Raw genomic sequence first — 19,526 nt, 5'->3', positions numbered from 1 at the left:
AAGACCGGAGGCCACAGGGCCTCCGGTCTGTCATTTTTATGTCGGCCTGATCAATTCGGGATCAGATCCGGCACGATGGTCACGATGGTCGGGAAGAACCATAGGATACCAATCCCGACTACCTGAATCAGCACGAATGGAATGATCCCGCGATAGATATGACCTGTTGTGACCTCTTTAGGCGCAACGCCCCTTAGGTAGAACAGCGCGAACCCGAAAGGTGGCGTCAGGAACGAGGTCTGCAGGTTCACCGCCACCATGATCGTGACCCATTTCGGATCGAACGACCCGCCATAGATCACCGGGCCCACGATGGGGATCACGATGTAGATGATCTCGAGGAAGTCCAGCACAAAGCCCAGAATGAACAGCACCAGCATCACGATCAGGAAGACCGTGAACTCGTTGTCGAAACTGCGCAGGAACTGCTGGATATAGTGCTCACCCCCGAACGAGATCACCACAAGGTTCAGCAACTGCGAGCCGATCAGGATGGTGAAGACCATCGAGGTCACCTTGGCTGTCTCGCGCACCACGGGCGTCAGAACCCCGCTGGTAAACAAGACCCAGCAACCAAACAGCAAGCCGAACAGGGCAAACAGATAGGCGCCATAGGCCACGATGAAGGCAATCCAGGTCTCGACGCTAACATCGCTCTGGTTGATGCGCAGGTCAAAGTTCACACCCATCAGCAAGGCCACGATCACGGCCAAAGTCGCCCAGATGATCACCTTGGCCGAGCGGCCCTGATCCTGCAGCTTGCGGTACGCGGCCAGCATGATCGCCCCGCCTGCCCCCAGCGCCGCAGCGGGCGTCGGGTTGGTCACACCGCCCAGGATCGAGCCCAGAACCGCGATGATCAGAACCAGCGGCGGGAAGACCACGCGGATCAGATCATTGGTCGCGCAGCGCGCAGCGGCCTCTTTGCATCCATAAATGGCCAGCGCAAACGGCACCGCCATCAAGACAAAGGTCGCCCCCGAGGACGTGGTTGGCGCAATGAGCAGGACATCGACCAGCAGCATCAGCAACAGGCCGATGGCCCCTACGATCAGCGGCTGCGTCGGCTTCGATGGCGCAATGCCGCGACCCATGACCAGCGTCAGACCCAGCAGCACGACCATGACAGCCACACCCGTGCCGATCGGCGCAGCAGCAGCGATCTTAGCTTGTTGCGCAGCAACCAGTTCCTCTTCGGTCAGGCGTGTCGACTCGGCGGTGCCACCTGCGGCATCGATGGCCTCTTGCTCGGCCACGGCCTGATCCCAGGCCAATTGTCCGTGCAAGTCGATCATCGAGGCTTTGCATTCCTCAGACACGTTCGTGCGCAGCGATGCGCCCTCACCGATATCCGAGAAAGCCGAGACGCTGATGTTCTGGCTTCCGACAACACCAGCACTGCTCAGAACCATCATGCCCACGATCAGCGCAACCGGTGCACCCAGCAACCAGGTCAGACCTTCGGCACGGGTGATCGGCTCACCACTACCGCCTGACATTTCAACGGCCGGGGCCTTTTCCGGATTCAGCAACGCATAGCCAAAGGCATAAAGCGCATAAAGCAGCGCCAGCATGATCCCCGGCAGCAAAGCGGCTTGGAACAATGTCCCAACCGAGACCACCGCAGGCTCACCCAGATAGGTCAGCGCGTCTGTACAGCCTGCATCCTGCGCGCGGGTTTCCTGCGCGGTCGAATACAGATCACCGGCCAGCGTCCCCAAAAGAACGATCACGATCGACGGTGGGATGATCTGCCCCAACGTGCCCGAGGCCGCAATCACACCGGTTGCCAGTTCTGGCGAGTAGTTGTTGCGCAGCATGGTTGGCAGCGCCAGCAAGCCCATGGTCACAACGGTCGCGCCCACGATCCCGGTCGAAGCGGCAAGGAACGCCCCCACAACCACAATCGACACGGCCAGACCACCGGGCAGCGGGCCAAAGACACGTGCCATCGTGGTCAGCAGATCGTTTGCGATCTTCGAGCGTTCCAGCGTGATGCCCATCAGGACGAACATCAGAACGGCCAGCAGGGTTTCAATCGACTGACCGGCCAGAACGCGTTCGTTCATGCGGTTCACGATGAAGGACACGTTGCGGTCCAGCGCGGTTTCCCAGCCCTGCACAAAGACCGGCTCGGCGATCCTTGGTAAGTCCGGGAAGCGGAAAACCGACACCGTGTCGGGTTTGACGCCCGAATTCACGAGATCTCGGTAGGCTTGGGAGCCGGTATCAATTGCCTGGTGGATCAGCAGCCCGGCACTGTCCAGCGCTGCGATGATCCCGAAGGAAATGATCCCTGCCCCGCCGATGGCGAACGCCACCGGGAAACCGGATAGGATGCCTCCGAAAAGGCAGAAGAATACGATAATGAGGCCTATCTCGACGCCATCAAGTCCGAATAACATAGTCTGGGTCTCCGTCCCTAATGTGCGCCTTCGTAGGCTTCTTCACCCTCACCAAGGCTATCCTTGTCGAGGTATTTTCCTGTGCTCTCGGACCCTTCCGAGTATTCCAAGAACGAGCGGTAGAGGAATGCAATGGCGTGCAGGAACACCATGGCCGCAAAAGCCACCAGCAGGATCTTGAACAGGAAGTACGCGTTGAACCCGTTGGGGCTGAAACCGATGGTTTCCACGTTCCAGCGCAGCGCGCGGGATTTGGCGACCAGGCGGTCCAACGTATCACTAGCCGAGGGTTTCGGCACGATCAGGTGCCGCCACATGAAGTACCAGCCATACATCCACGTCAGCACGGCCATAGGCATCATAAACAGAACCGCGCCGCACATGTCGACCACGCGTTTGGCCCGATGGCTGATGCCGGCATAGATCAGGTCAACGCGCACATGCCCGCCCTGCACGAACGTATAGGTACAGCACAGGCAGACCACCATGGCGTTATACAGTTTAAGTTCTTCCGCGAACCAACTGATATCCTGAGTGAATGGGATACCAAGGCCAAAGGACATATCAGGGCGGGTAAACACCCGTTGCATGAAAACGATGACAATCTGCTGGATGACCATCAACAAACCGGCCCATGCAAAGAACCGACCTGTGGTGTTCGCAAAGCCCTCGAGAACCCGCACCATCCCCCACATGAAATTGCGGTAGTACAGGCCGACGGCGGTCAGAACCAGAAAGAAGGTGAAGATCACAAAGAAGAACTCGACCGAGCCACCGTAATAGACAAAGCGCATGATCGACGCCTTGTCTGACCAGTCTAGCCAGAGTTGCGGATGCGTGATGGCGTATCCGAAATTATAGAAGGCTTCGGCAATGTTCTGGATGAACCATACAAGTCCATTCCACAGGGCGCCGAAGAACGAGATACCGTTTTCGTCCTGCATGTTGTCCCCAGGTCGCGTCAGTTGCACCTATGATGCGCGGCTGTCCGAACCGCGCTGTTGCAACGGGAAAGGCTTCCCCACGCGTGGTGGGGAAACCGTTTGGTCGAAGAAACGCTGCTTAGCCGCGAACGCGGTCGCGCTGGGTGGTGTAGGCACCCGACGACAGGTTGTTCCATGCCGAAGACGCTGCCATCGACGACATTGCGCTGTCGTGGATTTTCTTGAACAGCTCGTCGCCCATGTTTTCGTCCAGAACTTCCTGGCTAGCCTGACCGAAGGCATCCCAGACGCTGTCGGGGAATTCCAGAACCTTCACGCCACCCGACTGCAGGCGCTGCAGCGCCGCGCCGTTGTTGGCCAGGAATTGCGCCAGGTTCCACTGGTGTGCTTCACCAGCTGCGATCTCGATGATCTTCTGCTGTGCAGGTGTCAGTTCGTCGAACACGTCGCGGTTCGTTGCCAGCGACAGACCTGCGCCCGGCTCGTGGAAGCCCGCGGTGTAGTATGTCTTGGTGATTTCCTGGAAACCGGCTTTTTCGTCCGCCCAGGGGCCAATCCACTCGGTGCCGTCAATCGCACCCGAGGACAGCGCCTGATACACTTCCGAGCCCGGAATGTTCTGAACCGATGCGCCCAGCTTGCCCAGCGCCTGACCACCCAGACCCGGCATGCGGAATTTCAGACCCTGGAAATCCTCGGGGCCGTTGATCTCTTTCGAGTACCAGCCGCCCGCCTGCGCGCCGGTGTTCCCGGCCAGGAAGGATTTCAGGCCAAAGATTTCGCCCAGCTCGTCATGCAGCTCCATGCCGCCATCGTGGTAGTACCAGTTCACCAGTTCCTGCGCGGTCATGCCGAACGGAACAGCGGTGAAGAACGCGTAGCCCGGGTGCTGACCCACAAAGTAATAATCGGCAGCGTGGTACATGTCGGCCTGACCGGACGAAACGGCGTCAAAGACCTCGAACGCGCCAACCAGTTCGCCCGCGGCTTTGATTTCGACCGTCAGGTCGCCATCGGACATCGTAGTGATGCTGTCGGCGCAACGCTGTGCGCTGTCAAAAACGCCCGCCAGACCGCGACCCCACGAGGTCACCATGGTCAGGGTGCGCTTGCCCTGTGCATAAGCCGGTGCTGCCAGCGTGGTGGCCGCAGCAGCCGAGCCGCCCAGAGCAGATGTTTTTAGAAATGAACGACGATCCATATGAGTGTTCCTCCCCTACATAGTTCAAACCCCCGAACGATCTCGGGGCAGTCGTTTTCAGTGCGCGCCAGCCTAATGACAGGAATTTGAATGTGAATACCTACTACTACGTAGGTAAGCCGGTTTTTCTGCGGCGAGGCTTAGAAATTGGGGAAACGTCCAGTGCTTTCCGCTCGCGAACGATAGAAAAAACCGGTCTCGAGCAAAGATTTTGCATTTTCCCGCGCGCTTGCGTATCGATTCGTCCATGAAAGGATTTCGCAACCTGATCTCGCTGACCTATGGCCAGAAACTGTCACTTGTGGCAGCTATCCCGCTATTGGTGGCCGTGGCGGCAATTGCGTTCTTTGTTACACAGGAAGCCCGCGCCACGGCCGAGCGCGAAATTCAGGCACTTGAACGTCGCCTGATCGAGGCCAAGAAAGAAGAACTGCGCAACTATGTCACCCAGGCCCGCAACGGGTTTGCCTATATCTATGGCCGCGCCACGCCCGACGATAAGGTCGCGCAGAATCTTGTGACACAGATCCTGTCGGCGATGATCTACGGTAAGGACGGATTCTTCTTCGTCTATGACTATGACGGCAACAACCTTGTCAGCCCACGTCAGACGCAATTCATCAACCGCAACTGGGAGGGGCTGACCGACAGCGATGGCACCCCTGTCGTGGATGAGTTCATTCGCCTCGCCCGTCAGGGCGCGGGATGGCACAGCTTTATGTGGCAAAAGCCCTCGACCGGGGAAGAGGCGCAGATGATCGCCTATGTGGTCGGCCTGCAGGACTGGCGCTGGGCCGTGGGGACCGGCGTTTTCATCGACGATATCGTAGCAACCGTCGCCAATGCCCGTGCCGAGGTCGAGGCCCGTGTGCAGCGCACCTTTGGATACATCGGCGCTATCGTTCTGGCGGCTGTCCTAATCGTTTTCACATCGGGGATGCTGCTGAACGTTCGCGAGCGCAGGTTGGCCGACGCAAAGCTGAAAGAGCTGACACAACGCGTTTTCGATGCGCAAGAGGAAGAGCGGGGCCGCGTGGCGCGCGAATTACATGACGGGATCAGCCAGATCCTTGTGGGCGTGCGCTATGCGTTGGATAACGCCCGCAGGCGGTTGGAACGTGGCGATGATGCGGGCGCGCGTGATCCTTTGGGCAAGGGCATCGACCATCTGGGGTCTGCCATCACCGAAGTTCGTCGCATAAGCCGCGACCTGCGTCCCGGCGTTTTGGACGACCTCGGGCTTGGCCCTGCCCTCAAGGCATTGACCGATGACTTTAGGGACCGCACCGGAATCGACACCGAGTTCTCAACGGTTGTCTTCCGCAACCGTCTGGATCAGGACAGCAAGATTGCGCTCTACCGTATCGCGCAAGAGGCCCTGACCAATATCGAACGCCATTCCGGCGCAACTCGTGTTACGATAGACCTGCGCGGCCACAAAAAGGGCGCAACCATGCGGATCACCGACAACGGCCGCGGACTGCGCAGTGCACCCGGCGACGGCAGTACGGGGATCGGGTTGCGAAACATGCAGGAGCGTATCGAACAGCTTGACGGATCGCTGCGTATTCTGTCATCACGCGGCCCACGCAGCGGAACGGTGATCGAGGTCAGCCTGCCTCTCAGCCATTTGCTGCCGCCACAGGAAGACGCCACGCCCAACCGAAAGGCCGGTACATGAGCGACGCCACAATCCGTGTCCTTATCGTAGACGACCACCCAATGGTCGCCGAAGGGATACAGTCGATCCTCGAAAGCTACGACGAAATCACTGTTGTCGGAACGCTCAGCAGCGGGCAGGACGCCGTAGATCAGGTCGCTACTCTGGCACCTGATGTGATCTTGATGGATTTGAACATGCCCGGCATGGGCGGCCTCAGCGCGACCGAGATCATTCTGGAACGCCTGCCTCAAACCCGCGTTCTGGTCCTGTCCATGCACGACAGCCCTGAATACATTTCGACGGCCCTCAGTCACGGGGCCAAGGGATATGTCCTCAAGGATGTTCCGACGGACGAGATCAAGAAGGCCATCGATGCCGTTATGCAAGGCGAGCAATACCTGTGCACCGGGGCCAGCGGATCGCTGGAACCCAAAAGAGGTGGTGCGCGCGAGGCCCTGACGGGTCGGGAACAGACCATTCTATTGGAACTGGCGCAGGGAAAATCCAACAAAGAAGTAGCCCAAACGTTGGACATCTCGGTCCGCACAGTCGAGACCCACCGCAAGAACATCAAACGCAAACTGGGAATTTCTTCGACCGCCGGTCTGACTCGCTATGCGCTCGAGCATGGAGTCTTGCAGGGCACCAGCCCCGGTTTCTGACCGCAGCGCGGCACGCGCTGCCCGGCCCAACCGGCGGAGATGCGCCGCAGACGCATTGACAACGGGCGGGAGCACTCAGCCCCGTGGCCTGATGTCCTGACCGAAAAACACCAGCGTTCCATCTTCATCAATGACGTGAAACTCGCGCTGCTGATAGGGTTGGTCAAATGGTGGCCGCACGCGTCCCTCGGGCAAACTCTCCAACCCCGCGCGTAGGGTTTCATACAGCGCGTCAACATCATCCACGTCTATGTAGAACGATTGCTCGTCGCCTAACTGTCGTCGGTCTTCGCGCGGCGGGCATTCCAGCAAACGAACGGCCACTGGGCCAAGCGACAGAAACGCGTAATTGTCTTGCCGAAACCCGCAGGCAAACCCAAGACGGTCGCAATAGAAGTCTATCTGCTTTTGCAACGAAGAGCACAATACAAATGGAGTGAGCTGCAATATTTCAGGCATACGCGCCTCCGGCGGAAAATCTATCTCACGCGCAGGCTACCACGTTTCAATCCAGCAATGGATCGTTTCTCAGCCCCTCCCGATCATGGTGATGTTGTAGCACCCGACCATAGAGCTGTTTGGTTCGCTCAACGCTGCCACACATCCCTTCGGCTTCGGCGAATGAGAAAATGCCGACGTAACGGCTGCGCGGCCCTTTCACAGGGGCCACCCGGTGCAACGCGTACCGCCCACGGAATATCTGCAGATCGCCAGGAAGCAGTTCCAATTCACGGACCCTTGACCTGCTTCCGTCAAGAATCGAAGCGACCGATTCAAACTGCTCGTCCTCGGCGGTTCGAAGGTTCGGGACGTATTCGAACGCACCGCCTGCCTCACCATTTTGAATGGCCAGTGTGACCGTGTAGTTGTTGGTGTCGAAATGCCATGGAAAACCCTGCCCCTCCTCCACAACGTTGATAATCACATCCGCCAACGGGTCATCGTAGCGAAAGAACTTGTCTTCCGGTTCGTTCAGCGCCGCCCGGATAAAAGGCAAAAAAGGTTCAGACTCATATATACGCCTCAGCGGCCCGGAATTCGGTAAATTATCCGCAGGCACAAACGCGTTCGAACGATCATAAAACTGCCGCACTGGGTGGGATCTTTCCAGCGTAGGATCGTCCTGCGTGAAATAGGCGTTCGTCCGGTTGAACGAGCGATAGGCGTGACCTGCGACACGCTCAGCCTCTTGCAACAGCGACGCGACACCTTCGGCATGAACGAACCCCGGCATGACGGCGCAGCCATCCTGATCCAGTTCTTTTCGCAGATCGTTGATTAACTGCTCATATGCCCGCGAGTCCGGACAATCTATCGGATACCGTCCCAGATCAATCAGATCATGCAGCATGGCCTGCCTCCGTTGCCAGCAAAGGTCTGGGTCAGGTTGCCTCAGCTTTGAGCCGCAATCATGCTCGTTTCGGACATCGTCGTGACGCTTTTGAGCACAAGCGAAACAGGCGAATGCAGGGAATCAGCACCCCTATTTCGCAAAAATTCCAGGCATGCGGCAATCTGCGCAATAAAATGTCGCAAAATTCACTGCCTGAGATAGAAAATTGGTGCGATTGCCTGTTGACGCCCCGTCGCGCCGCCCATAATGTCCCTGCACGCAAAAAAGGAGCCTCTGGCGATGAAAGCGCTAGTCGTAATCGTAGGAAACACGCGCATGGGCCGGTGACGGTAAACCATAATCCAACCCATGCGCCTCCGAAAATCTCGGGGGCTTTTTTTTGGCAACACGCAAGACACATGTCGCGAACGGAGCAAAGCAGATGACACGTGAGATGACCGGCGCAAAGATGGTGGTTCAGGCCCTCAAGGATCAGGGCGTGGACACGGTATTCGGATACCCCGGCGGCGCCGTGCTACCGATCTATGATGAGATTTTTCTGCAAAACGACATTCGTCACATTCTGGTGCGTCACGAACAGGGGGCCGTGCACGCCGCCGAAGGCTATGCGCGGTCGACCGGCAAGCCCGGCGTTGCGCTTGTGACATCCGGCCCCGGTGCCACCAACGCGGTGACCGGCCTGACCGACGCGTTGCTGGATTCGATCCCGATCGTGGTTCTGACCGGTCAGGTTCCGACCTTCATGATCGGCTCGGACGCGTTTCAAGAGGCTGACACCGTTGGCATCACCCGCCCCTGCACCAAGCACAACTGGCTGGTGAAGGATACGGATTCGCTTTCTGAGACCATGCACGAGGCTTTCCACGTCGCCACCTCTGGCCGCCCTGGTCCTGTGCTGATCGACATTCCTAAGGACGTGCAGTTCGCCTCGGGCGACTATACCGGCCCGAAACCTTCGACCTCACATTACCAGCCAGTTTTGAAAGGCGATCTCGAAGAGATCACCGAACTGGTTGCCGCGATTGAGACGGCGAAAAAACCTGTCTTCTACACGGGTGGTGGCGTGATCAACTCGGGCCCCGCGGCCAGCCAGTTGCTGCGCGAGCTGGTGGATGCAACCGGCTTTCCGATCACCTCGACCCTGATGGGACTGGGGGCCTATCCGGCGTCGGGCGAGAACTGGTTGGGCATGCTGGGAATGCATGGTCTTTATGAGGCCAATCTGGCGATGCATGACTGCGACCTGATGATCAACATCGGCGCACGTTTCGATGACCGGATCACCGGGCGCATTGATGCGTTCTCGCCGAACTCGAAAAAGGCGCATATCGACATTGATCCGTCGTCCATCAACAAGGTGATCCGCGTCGATATCCCGATTGTCGGGGACGTGGCACATGTGCTGGAAGATATCCTCAAGGTCTGGAAAGCACGTGGGCGTAAAACCGACGCAGCGGCGGTTAAACAATGGCAGTCGCAGATCGCGGATTGGCGCAAGGTCAACTGCCTGGCCTATACCAACAGCGAAAAGACGATCAAACCGCAATACGCGCTGCAACGTCTTGAAGAGCTGACCAAAAACCACGACCGTTATATCACCACCGAGGTCGGCCAGCACCAGATGTGGGCAGCACAATATCTTGGGTTCGAAGACCCCAACCGCTGGATGACATCCGGTGGTCTGGGCACCATGGGCTATGGCACTCCGGCCTCGATCGGTGTGCAGATGGCGCATCCCGACGCGCTGGTAATCAATGTCGCGGGTGAAGCCTCTTGGCTGATGAACATGCAGGAAATGGGCACCGCCGTTCAGTACCGCCTGCCCGTGAAACAGTTCATCCTGAACAACGAGCGTCTGGGCATGGTACGCCAGTGGCAGGAATTGCTGCATGGCGAGCGGTACTCGCATTCGTGGTCCGAGGCCCTGCCCGACTTCGTCAAACTGGCTGAGGCCTTCGGGGCCAAGGGCATTTTGTGTTCCGACCCGGCCGATTTGGATGACGCGATCATGGAGATGATCAACTATGACGGCCCGGTGATCTTTGACTGCCTTGTTGAAAAGCACGAGAACTGCTTCCCCATGATCCCGTCGGGCAAAGCCCATAACGAGATGCTTCTGGGCGAGGCCGAGACGCAGGGCGTGATCGACTCCAAAGGTTCGGTTCTGGTTTAACAACATTCGTCGGAATTGACCGGGCGCCCAACGCCCGGTTTTCGCAAGATGATGAAAGGGACGTAAATGTCTGCCCTACATATCAAAAAAGGCTCTACCCGCCATTCCGCTTATAACCTACGGCCGACCTTCTCGGACGTACAGGAACGTCATACAATCGCGGTTCTGGTCGAAAACGAACCGGGCGTTCTAGCCCGCGTGATCGGGCTGTTTTCGGGTCGTGGCTACAACATCGAAAGCCTGACAGTGGCCGAGGTGGACCACACTGGTCACCTGAGCCGTATCACCATCGTCACAACCGGAACCCCGCAGGTGATCGAACAGATCAAGGCGCAGCTGGGCCGCATCGTGCCCGTGCATGAGGTACATGACCTGACGGTCGAGGGCCCATCGGTCGAGCGGGAACTGGCGATCATTAAAGTCGTCGGCGAAGGCGACAAGCGGGTCGAAGCGCTGCGTCTGGCAGATATTTTCCGTGCCAATGTGGTCGACAGCACCTTGAATTCATTCATCTTTGAGATCACCGGTGCGCCGGACAAGATCGACGCCTTTGCCGACCTGATGCGCCCGTTGGGTTTGATCGAGATCGCCCGCACAGGTGTCGCCGCACTGCTGCGCGGCGACTGAGTATTCTGTCCCGTCCACTGCGCTTACGTAGCGGACGGGTCAACTCGGGTTTGATAGCGGCCACACGCGTTTTAGCAATGTGTTGCCTAAAACGAGCCAAAACACCAAAAATTCCATACAATATACTTAAAAGACTATTGCTTTTACGCATCAGGACGTTAGCCTCGTCTTGTGACGTGGCGTTGGGATGCGCTGGTCAGGGTCCTCAGTACGATTGAAGCGCGATTGTCCGGTCTATTGCTCGGACAAACAGGGTGAACACGGCAACACATAATAAGACCGGGACAGAAATGACCAACGAAACCCGCAGCCCGGCTGAGCTGCGCAAGATGTTCGGTGATAATCTTCGACTGCTAGCATCGGACTACCCCTCGATTTCTGAACTGTGCCGTCAGCTTGGGATCAACCGCACTCAGTTCAACCGGTACCTTGGCGGAGAGAGCTTTCCCCGGCCCGACGTGCTTAATCGTATTTGCTGTTTTTTCGACGTGGACGCACGTATTCTTCTACGACCCCTTAACGAAATCGATCTACCTACACCTCATCCTGCTGCAACTGCTCTGACAGAATTTCTGGGTTCCGGGCCCGGCACTCTGACCGAGGACCTTCTGCCCGCTGGTTTTTATTATGTCTCGGAAACCGCTCTGGACGGGGCGCAAGCGACACGGTACCGCGTGATCCATGCGCGACGCCTGCCGCAATGCACCATGATCCGCAGCTACGAACCGCCGACGGCCAGCGAGGCGACCTCGCCTGAGTTGCGCGAAGTTCAGGGCATTGCCGCCTGCGCAGGAAGCCAAGTCTACATATTGATGTCGAACCGTACGGCGCAAAACAGCAAAATTTACCTGATGACTCGCTGTGGAGGAGATCAGCCGGACACCTGGCGAGGTGTTGCGATTTGCTTGTCCAAAACCACGGCCAACGAGACAACCATGCGTCGCTTGAATTTGCGTTACCTTGGTACACAACCATCCGCAGCCATAAGCGCGGCCCGCACCGCCCGACGTGCGCATACCATGGCCTTGAACGCTTAGAATAAACGTGGATTAACTTGGCTCTGCAGCAGCGGATTCGGCTTGTGTGATCTGCCGATACAAGTGCCAGCTCGCATGTCCAAGCAGCGGCAAGATGATCAGCAGTCCAAGAAACCATGGGATCATGGCAAGAAACGTCAGCACGGCGACGAACACGCCCCAACCCAGCATCACCGTCAGGTTCGCACTAACATAGCTGTAGCTGGCGATCATCGCTGTCACGAAATCCAATTCCCGATCCAGCAACATTGGGATGGACAGTACAGTGATCATGTAAAGAAGGGTGGCAAAAACCGCTCCGACCAAAGTTCCGACCGCCAGCATCGTCAGGCCATTTACAGTCAGAAAAACCTCAAGAGAGGTAGAAACGTTGGTCATGGTCGACAGTCCCATGAACAGTGCAAAAATCATGTGGCCAAGGAAGAACCAGAACAGGAACATGACCACGATGATCGCACAAATTGAAGGCAGCTGACGTCGGCCCTGTTGCGCCACAACGCCGAAAATAGAAGCATAATCAAGTGGCTCCCCCAACTCCAACCGGTGAGAGACTTCATAAAGCCCGACTGCTGCAAAGGGCCCCAATAGTGGGAATCCGATCGCGGCCAGTACCAGCCAATACGAGGTCTGAGTTTGTACCGTGACCCACGCCATTGCCCAGCCTGCGAGGACGTAGAAGCCTGCGAACACAAGGCCATAGACCGGCGCACGTCGAAAATCCGCCCAAGCCCGGCTCAAGGCTTCACGCAACATGTCTGTCGTAACCGGCCCCATTTTCGGAACTCCGAAAGGCTTCTCCATTCTGTCTCCCTCCTCCCTTTGTCGCTTATTAGCTGGCGGGTCTTTTTTGTGGCCACTCAGTCGCCGCATGATAGGCAGCCCCGATTGACAAAAGCTTTGCGTCCGTGCCGCGCGGACCGAAAATCTGCATCCCCATCGGCACGCCTTCTGGGCCAAACCCCGCCGGCACTGACAGGCACGGCAAGCCAATCAGGCTCACTGGCAGAACAACTTCCATCCAACGGTGGTAAGTATCCATTTTGGTGCCAGCGATCTCAGTCGGATACGACGTTTCGATCTCGAAAGGCCAGACTTGCGCTGATGGCAGGATCAGCGCGTCATAGGTGTTGAACATTCCAAGAGCGTGCCGGAACCATTCTGAACGCATCTCACTGGCGCGGTGAACCTGCATTGCGGTCAAGGCAAGCCCCCGATCCAGTTCCCATTGCGCCGTGTCTTTCAACATTGATCTATGCTCGGTCAGAGGGGCAAGGCCGGCGGCTATGCTCCATGATCTAAGCACCGTCCAGCTTTCCCACAGACGCTCGGCTTCGAAATCAGGCACGACTTCATCGACCTGTGCCCCCAACCCGGCAAGAACGGACACTGCATCCCGACACAGGTCCGTTATCCCGTCTTCGAACGGATAGGCTCCGCCCCAATCGCCAAGCCAACCGATACGAACCCCTGTCAGGTCTTGTGCCTGAACCGGCCCAACGGGCTCAGGTTTCACACTGTAGGGCTGTCGCGCGTCACGCTCGGATATTACATCCAAAAGCAGGCCCAAATCTTCGGGGCAACGCGCCATCGGGCCGAGGGTCGAAAGCTGATGCAGAAACGCGTCTCCGACTGGTTCGGACGGAACCCTCCCCCAGCTTGGTCTAAACCCGTAGACATTGTTCCACGCGGCGGGATTTCGCAAACTACCCATCATGTCCGAGCCATCCGCCAGCGCCACCATACCGGACGCCAAAGCAACCGCCGCGCCACCAGAAGATCCACCGCAAGTTCGTGATGAATCATACGGGTTGCGCGTGGCGCCATAAACGGGGTTGAACGTGTGTGACCCCAATCCGAATTCGGGCGTGTTGGTCTTTCCGATCAAAATCGCTCCGGCCGCCCGCATCCGGGCAGCGATCATGTCATCCTTCTGAGGGATATGATCGCGAAACAACGGCGACCCTTGGGTCGACACAACCCCGGCCACATTGACCAAGTCCTTGACCGCGATCGGAACCCCATGCAGAGGACCCCGCTTCGCCCCTTTGTCCAGCTCAGCCGCCTCTGCCAACAGATCGCCCTGGTCCCGCAATCCAACTATGGCGTTTAAATCGCCATTCACCGCTGCTATGCGGTCCAACGTGGCACGCATCACTTCAGACGCAGAGACCCGCCCCTCGGACAATTCGGTCACCAACGCGGTTGCGGTAATCTGGCTTAGGTTCATTCGGATCTCTTCGGCTGACAGGTCACACTGACTCGATCAGCCTATCCGGGGCTTATCCCCATTTAAACCCACTGTTTAGATGTATCTTTTCCAGCAGCAACTACACGGGGATCGACTTCATCTGGCCAAAAATATCTCGGGGGAGTCGCGCACCGCGCGGCGGGGGCAGAGCCCCCTGCCCGGCTTAGTCGCCCTGCGCCTCGGACCGGGACTTACCAGCCACATCCAGCGCCAAAGTTGCCGCCATGAACCCATCCAGATCCCCATCCAACACACCCTTTGTGTCCGAGGTTTCATGGTTGGTCCGCAGGTCCTTTACCATCTGGTAAGGCTGCAACACGTAAGACCGGATCTGGTTACCCCAGCCCGCATCACCTTTGGCTTCATGGGCGGCGTTGATATCGGCGTTCCGGCGGTCCAGCTCTTGCTGATACAGACGCGACTTCAGCGCTTTCATGGCGATATCGCGGTTCTGGTGCTGCGACTTTTCGGAACTGGTCACAACGATACCGGTGGGAATGTGCGTGATCCGCACCGCCGAGTCCGTGGTGTTCACGTGCTGACCACCCGCACCTGACGACCGATAGGTATCAATCCGAATATCCGCCGGATTCACCTCAATCTCGATATTGTCATCAACCACGGGATAGACCCAGACCGAACTGAACGATGTATGCCGCTTGGCCGCCGAGTCGTAGGGCGAAATTCGCACCAAACGGTGCACACCGCTTTCCGACTTCAACCAGCCATACGCATTGTGACCGGAAATCTTGTAGGCCGCCGATTTGATCCCGGCCTCTTCACCTGCGGTCTCGGACTGCAGTTCAACCGTATAGCCCTTTTTCTCGGCCCAGCGGACATACATCCGCGCCAGCATCGAGGCCCAGTCGCAGCTTTCCGTCCCCCCCGCGCCCGAGTTGATTTCGAGGAACGTGTCGTTGCTGTCGGCCTCGCCGTCCAGCAGCGCCTCAAGCTCTTTCTTGGCGGCTTTTTCGCCAAGCGCCTTGATCGCCCCCTCGGCGTCGGCGACGACCTCGTCATCCTCTTCCATTTCGCCCAACTCGATCAGCTCAATATTGTCGCTGAGATCGGTCTTGATGGTTTCATAGGTTTCGATGGCATCGACCAGCATCTGCCGCTCGCGCATTAGCTTCTGTGCGTTTTCGGGGTTGTCCCATAGGTTGGGGTCCTCAACACGCGCGTTGAATTCCTCAAGACGATGAGGTGCGGTTTCATAGTCCATACGCTGCGCCAGCAGCTCCAGCGACTTTTCGATTTCCGCCACGATATTCTGGGTTTCGGCGCGCATGGTTACGTCCCAACTTGCTTGATCAGTGCTGCGTGATAGCAAGAGCATGGGACCGCTACAAGACAGAGCGGCCCTTAAAGATTTCAGTAAAGCCCGCCGCCCTGCAGATCGCCCTGGCTGGCGTTGGGGCCAACAGTGATCGTATCACCGGTCGACGTCGTCACCTGTCGGCCCGAGCTGGCCTCTTCAAACAAAGGCAGGTCCGAGCCCATCGCAAACCCACCATCGTAAACCCGGTCGATAAAGCCATCCACTCCATCGCGGAAATACTCGGCGACGACATAATCACCGGTTGCGTCCGCAGGCAGACGCGCGCCGCTGAAGCGGTCGATTTTGATGAAATGGCCACCCTCGGGCACTTCGAACGGACCGCCGCCATACTTCTCGGTGGCATGTTCCATGAAACTCTGGAACACCGGGCCGCACATTGTGCCCCCATAGGCACCTCTACCCATCGGACGCGGGCGGTCATACCCAATGTAGCACCCGGCCACGATGTTCGAGGTGAAACCAATAAACCATGCATCCTTGGATTCGTTGGTCGTACCGGTCTTGCCAGCCGTTGGCACTGGCAGGTTTACATGAGCAGATGCAGTCCCACGATCCACAACACCTTTCATCATCGACGTCAGCTGATACGCGGTGATGGCGTCCATGACCTGCCAGCGGTCGGTCTCGATGGTGGGCGACTCGTCAGGCTCCAACCATGCCGAGTTGCAATCCAGACACTGCCGGTCGTCATGGCGATAGATCGTCTTGCCGAACCGATCCTGAATGCGATCGACCAGAGTGGGCTCGACCCGCTCACCACCATTCGCAAACATCGCGTAGGCGGCGACCATTTTATAAAGCGTCGTCTCCTCTGACCCCAGCGAGTTCGCAAGGAATGCGCCCATCCGGTCATAAACTCCAAACCGTTCGGCATAGCCCGCAACCACGGGCATCGTGACTTCTTGCGCCAAACGGATGGTCATCAGGTTCCGCGACTGTTCAATCCCGGTCCGCAAGGGCGTCGGGCCATAGAATTTATTCGACGAGTTCTTGGGCCGCCACAGACCTTGGGGTGTGTTCACCTCGATCGGGGCGTCCACAACGATAGTTGCAGGGCTATAGCCACTGTCCAGCGCGGCAGCGTAGACGAACGGCTTAAAGCTGGAACCCGGCTGTCGTTGCGCCTGCGTGGCGCGGTTGAAAACCGAATCCTGATACGAGAACCCGCCCTGCATGGCCAAAACGCGGCCCGAGTTCACGTCCATGGCAACAAAGCCACCTTGTACTTCGGGCACTTGTCGGGCGGACCACTGTCCTTCCTCGCCGGCCATCACCAAAATGACGTCGCCGCGCTTGAAATTGTCAAAGAAGTTGCCCTGCATCCATTGAATATCCGAACGTGGAACCGTGCCGTCTGCCGGGCCGTCTTCAATTCCTACGGTCAGAGCTTGCTCGGCCACGTTCAGCACAACGGCCGGATACCATTGCGTCGGTAGTTCTACATCGCGGGGGATTTCCATTGTGGCCAGCGCCTCGCGCCATTGCGCCTCATTCGACAGGGCATCTTCGGCGATCACCTGACCTGTGCCGCGCCATTTCCCGCGCGACCGGTCGTATTTCTGCAGCGCTGTGCGCAAAGCCTTGGCGGCCTCGACCTGCATTTCCTCGTCCACCGAGGCTCGGACGGTGAAGCCGCCGGTAAAGAACTCACCCTCTCCGAAATCCTCGCTCAGCTGACGGCGGATTTCGTCGGTGAAATAGTCACGCGGCGGCAACGCGGTACGGAAGCTTTCGAAATCGCCGTTCTGGACCGAACGCAACGGTTGCGCGACCTCGGCCTCATAGGTGGCTTTGTCGATATAGCCGTTCTGGTTCATCTCGCGCAGAACATAGTCGCGGCGCGCCAGCAGGCGGTCTTTCTGACGGACCGGGTGGTAATCCGAGGGCGCTTTGGGCATCGCGGCCAAAGTCGCAGCCTCATGCGGGGCCAGTTCCTGCAACGTCTTGTTAAAATAGGTCTGGGCAGCGGCGGTTACACCATACGAGTTCTGGCCCAGAAAGATCTCATTCATATAGAGTTCGAGAATCTGTTCCTTGTCCAATGTATCCTCAAGCCGGGTGGCGAGGATGATTTCCTTGATCTTACGCTCTGCGCGGCGGTCGCCGGACAGCAGGAAGTTCTTCATCACCTGCTGCGTGATCGTGGACGCACCACGCACGTTTTCGCCCTTGGACTTCACCGCCTCAACACCCGCAGCAATGATACCGCGCGGATCATAGCCCTGATGCGTGTAGAAGTTCTTATCCTCGGCCGAGATAAACGCCTGTTTGACCAGATCGGGAATTTCCTCGGACGGCGTGAACAAGCGGCGTTCTTGCGCGAATTCGTCGATCAAATGGCCTTCGCCCGAATAGATCCGACTGATCGTGGGCGGTTTGTACTGCGCCAGCGATTCATGGCTGGGCAGGTCGCGCCCATACATCCAGAAGATCGCGCCAATCACCAGCGCGGCCATGAAAACACCAAGGGTCACGAGGCTGAAGATCGCCCCGAAGATTGAAAATATGAAACGGATCACGTCACTGCCTTTTGCTCGCGGTGCGGTCTATATAAGGGCGCGCATGCTCTGGGTCAAAACACGATGGCCCATATTAGCCGGATTACGCCGTAGGGTCACTGACCAATCAGGGACCGCCGGATCACATCCTGCTGACGCCAATCCTCTAGCCCGTCACGGATCCCCCGCGCCATGCCCATGCGCCATTCGGGATCTACTATGTTTTTCAGGTCTCTGGGACTGGACAGAAAGCCCAGTTCGATCAGAACCGAAGGGATATCGGCCGCCTTAAGCACTGAAAACGACGCTGTTCTGATTGGATGGCTGTTCATCGGTCCGCCTTGCTGAGCCATTCCGTTGGCCAAAGCCCCCGCCAACGCATCTGTGCGTGGACGGGTTTCCTGACGCGCTAAATCCAGCAAAACATCCGCCACCTGATCGTCCGCACCACTCAGATCAATACCCGAGATCAGGTCGGCACGATCGTGCCGTTCGGCCAGTTTGTGACTGGCCACATCCGAGGCGTCTTGGGACAAGGTATAAACAACGGCACCATGTGCGCGGCCTTCTGACAGGATATCCGCGTGCAGCGAGATGAACACATCCGCCCCCGCCCTGTGCGCAAGCGCAATGCGCCGCTCGAGCGACACGAAATGGTCGTCTGTCCGCGTCAGGATCACCTCATACCCGCCTTGACGCAGCAAAAGCTCGCGCAGTTCGCGGGCAAAAGTCAGTATGAGGGACTTTTCGTTCACGCCCTGAACCTCGGCCCCCGGATCAATACCGCCATGTCCGGGGTCCAACATGACACGCAGCGGACGCGGACCGTCATTGGGGTGAGCGTCGGGTAAATCAGCGGCTTCCGGCAGATCCCATCCCGGTTGTCGCGGTGCGCCGGCACTGATGGCAAAGGTTTCCGCAGTCGATCGCTTAAGGCGCAAAGATAACTCAGCGGCTCCGGACGCGGAATCAATCCGCAGGCCCGCCGTATCGACGACCATTGGCGCGCCAAGCTCCAGCACCATCCGAGACCACCCCGGCACATAGGCCCCGAATTGCACAGACGTCACGCGATCCGCCTGCAGAAGGCTGTCGCTCTCAAGCCCGGTCCAATCGACCTCTTTGAAATCAAGGACGACGCGATAGGGGTTTTCCAGAGTGAACACCCGATACGGCACACCCTGGCTGAGACCAAGCTGTACACGAACCCCAGCCTGCCCATCATTTTGGACATGGCTGTTTGCAGGTTCAATCCGGGCCAATGCGCTGAAATCATGCGCAAAGGCTGAACCTGCAAGCGCGCAGATGAGCGCTATGGCAAAAAATATCCTGCTCATGGCCTCGAGTTTTCCCAAGATCGTTTGCGCACAAGACT

At 57.9% G+C, this 19,526-nt stretch carries 15 protein-coding genes; 5 read left to right on the top strand and 10 right to left on the bottom strand.

Annotation, left to right across the window (positions count from 1 at the left end; translation table 11 throughout):
• Positions 1–50: 50 nt before the first annotated feature.
• The 3 genes from AC2FF7_RS12425 to AC2FF7_RS12415 form a co-directional block, all read right to left on the bottom strand.
• Entirely contained in the window at positions 51–2,405 is a 2,355-nt protein-coding gene (locus tag AC2FF7_RS12425; RefSeq protein WP_170354472.1) for a TRAP transporter large permease subunit, read from the bottom strand.
• Between the two features lie 17 nt (positions 2,406–2,422).
• Positions 2,423–3,349, bottom strand: a complete 927-nt coding sequence (locus AC2FF7_RS12420; RefSeq protein ID WP_170752655.1) for a TRAP transporter small permease subunit — start codon at positions 3,347–3,349, stop codon at positions 2,423–2,425.
• A gap of 118 nt (positions 3,350–3,467) precedes the next feature.
• On the bottom strand, positions 3,468–4,550 hold the full coding sequence (locus tag AC2FF7_RS12415; RefSeq protein ID WP_170354474.1) for a TRAP transporter substrate-binding protein: 1,083 nt from the start codon (positions 4,548–4,550) through the stop codon (positions 3,468–3,470).
• A gap of 247 nt (positions 4,551–4,797) precedes the next feature.
• Between AC2FF7_RS12415 and AC2FF7_RS12410 the strand changes: the two genes are divergently transcribed.
• Together AC2FF7_RS12410 and AC2FF7_RS12405 are read left to right on the top strand one after the other, a co-directional pair.
• A complete protein-coding gene (locus tag AC2FF7_RS12410; RefSeq protein ID WP_170354475.1) occupies positions 4,798–6,231 on the top strand; it encodes a cache domain-containing protein in 1,434 nt (477 codons plus the stop codon).
• A complete protein-coding gene (locus AC2FF7_RS12405; protein ID WP_480865744.1) occupies positions 6,228–6,875 on the top strand; it encodes a response regulator transcription factor in 648 nt (215 codons plus the stop codon). The genes AC2FF7_RS12410 and AC2FF7_RS12405 overlap by 4 nt, the downstream gene beginning before the upstream one ends.
• 75 nt (positions 6,876–6,950) lie before the next feature.
• Here AC2FF7_RS12405 and AC2FF7_RS12400 read toward each other — a convergent pair whose 3' ends face one another.
• Both AC2FF7_RS12400 and AC2FF7_RS12395 read right to left on the bottom strand, forming a co-directional pair.
• Positions 6,951–7,334 carry a bleomycin resistance protein gene (locus tag AC2FF7_RS12400; RefSeq protein WP_480865745.1) on the bottom strand — a complete coding sequence of 128 codons (384 nt, stop codon included), beginning with the start codon at positions 7,332–7,334 and terminating at the stop codon, positions 6,951–6,953.
• 46 nt (positions 7,335–7,380) lie between these two features.
• Positions 7,381–8,226 carry a HalD/BesD family halogenase gene (locus tag AC2FF7_RS12395; protein ID WP_496905697.1) on the bottom strand — a complete coding sequence of 282 codons (846 nt, stop codon included), beginning with the start codon at positions 8,224–8,226 and terminating at the stop codon, positions 7,381–7,383.
• A 424-nt stretch (positions 8,227–8,650) separates the two neighbouring features.
• On the opposite strand from AC2FF7_RS12395, the gene AC2FF7_RS12390 reads away from it, so the two are divergent.
• From AC2FF7_RS12390 to AC2FF7_RS12380, 3 genes are all read left to right on the top strand, one after another.
• Entirely contained in the window at positions 8,651–10,402 is a 1,752-nt protein-coding gene (locus AC2FF7_RS12390) for an acetolactate synthase 3 large subunit (protein WP_170774566.1), read from the top strand.
• Between the two features lie 66 nt (positions 10,403–10,468).
• A complete protein-coding gene (gene ilvN / locus AC2FF7_RS12385) occupies positions 10,469–11,029 on the top strand; it encodes an acetolactate synthase small subunit (RefSeq protein WP_170354480.1) in 561 nt (186 codons plus the stop codon).
• A gap of 290 nt (positions 11,030–11,319) precedes the next feature.
• Positions 11,320–12,066: a helix-turn-helix domain-containing protein gene (locus AC2FF7_RS12380; protein WP_480865748.1), complete on the top strand. Its 747-nt coding sequence runs from the start codon at positions 11,320–11,322 to the stop codon at positions 12,064–12,066.
• A 12-nt stretch (positions 12,067–12,078) separates the two neighbouring features.
• Here the strand turns inward: AC2FF7_RS12380 and AC2FF7_RS12375 are convergent, their stop codons facing one another.
• The 5 genes from AC2FF7_RS12375 to AC2FF7_RS12355 form a co-directional block, all read right to left on the bottom strand.
• A complete protein-coding gene (locus tag AC2FF7_RS12375; RefSeq protein ID WP_480865750.1) occupies positions 12,079–12,867 on the bottom strand; it encodes a DUF2189 domain-containing protein in 789 nt (262 codons plus the stop codon).
• A gap of 28 nt (positions 12,868–12,895) precedes the next feature.
• On the bottom strand, positions 12,896–14,293 hold the full coding sequence (locus AC2FF7_RS12370; RefSeq protein ID WP_480865752.1) for an amidase: 1,398 nt from the start codon (positions 14,291–14,293) through the stop codon (positions 12,896–12,898).
• Between the two features lie 184 nt (positions 14,294–14,477).
• The gene (gene prfB / locus AC2FF7_RS12365; protein WP_170752641.1) at positions 14,478–15,602 is read right to left on the bottom strand and encodes a peptide chain release factor 2; all 1,125 of its coding nucleotides are present in this window, start codon (positions 15,600–15,602) and stop codon (positions 14,478–14,480) included.
• 83 nt (positions 15,603–15,685) lie between these two features.
• Positions 15,686–18,172: a penicillin-binding protein 1A gene (locus AC2FF7_RS12360; protein WP_480865754.1), complete on the bottom strand. Its 2,487-nt coding sequence runs from the start codon at positions 18,170–18,172 to the stop codon at positions 15,686–15,688.
• A 95-nt stretch (positions 18,173–18,267) separates the two neighbouring features.
• A complete protein-coding gene (locus AC2FF7_RS12355) occupies positions 18,268–19,488 on the bottom strand; it encodes an N-acetylmuramoyl-L-alanine amidase (RefSeq protein ID WP_496905696.1) in 1,221 nt (406 codons plus the stop codon).
• Between the last annotated feature and the right edge of the window lie 38 nt (positions 19,489–19,526).

The organism is Ruegeria sp. YTSC325 (genome assembly GCF_059609525.1).
This window is presented reverse-complemented; position numbering and strand designations above follow the sequence as displayed.

What these genes read in the sequence shown, in the direction of transcription:
- AC2FF7_RS12380 (WP_480865748.1), top strand. Translation starts at nt 11,320, where the DNA reads ATGACCAACGAAACCCGCAGCCCGGCTGAGCTGCGCAAGATGTTCGGT.
- AC2FF7_RS12355 (WP_496905696.1), bottom strand. Translation starts at nt 19,488, where the DNA reads ATGAGCAGGATATTTTTTGCCATAGCGCTCATCTGCGCGCTTGCAGGT.
- AC2FF7_RS12420 (WP_170752655.1), bottom strand. Translation starts at nt 3,349, where the DNA reads ATGCAGGACGAAAACGGTATCTCGTTCTTCGGCGCCCTGTGGAATGGA.
- AC2FF7_RS12400 (WP_480865745.1), bottom strand. Translation starts at nt 7,334, where the DNA reads ATGCCTGAAATATTGCAGCTCACTCCATTTGTATTGTGCTCTTCGTTG.
- AC2FF7_RS12370 (WP_480865752.1), bottom strand. Translation starts at nt 14,293, where the DNA reads ATGAACCTAAGCCAGATTACCGCAACCGCGTTGGTGACCGAATTGTCC.
- AC2FF7_RS12395 (WP_496905697.1), bottom strand. Translation starts at nt 8,226, where the DNA reads ATGCTGCATGATCTGATTGATCTGGGACGGTATCCGATAGATTGTCCG.
- ilvN (WP_170354480.1), top strand. Translation starts at nt 10,469, where the DNA reads ATGTCTGCCCTACATATCAAAAAAGGCTCTACCCGCCATTCCGCTTAT.
- AC2FF7_RS12375 (WP_480865750.1), bottom strand. Translation starts at nt 12,867, where the DNA reads ATGGAGAAGCCTTTCGGAGTTCCGAAAATGGGGCCGGTTACGACAGAC.
- AC2FF7_RS12390 (WP_170774566.1), top strand. Translation starts at nt 8,651, where the DNA reads ATGACACGTGAGATGACCGGCGCAAAGATGGTGGTTCAGGCCCTCAAG.
- AC2FF7_RS12410 (WP_170354475.1), top strand. Translation starts at nt 4,798, where the DNA reads ATGAAAGGATTTCGCAACCTGATCTCGCTGACCTATGGCCAGAAACTG.
- prfB (WP_170752641.1), bottom strand. Translation starts at nt 15,602, where the DNA reads ATGCGCGCCGAAACCCAGAATATCGTGGCGGAAATCGAAAAGTCGCTG.
- AC2FF7_RS12425 (WP_170354472.1), bottom strand. Translation starts at nt 2,405, where the DNA reads ATGTTATTCGGACTTGATGGCGTCGAGATAGGCCTCATTATCGTATTC.
- AC2FF7_RS12415 (WP_170354474.1), bottom strand. Translation starts at nt 4,550, where the DNA reads ATGGATCGTCGTTCATTTCTAAAAACATCTGCTCTGGGCGGCTCGGCT.
- AC2FF7_RS12405 (WP_480865744.1), top strand. Translation starts at nt 6,228, where the DNA reads ATGAGCGACGCCACAATCCGTGTCCTTATCGTAGACGACCACCCAATG.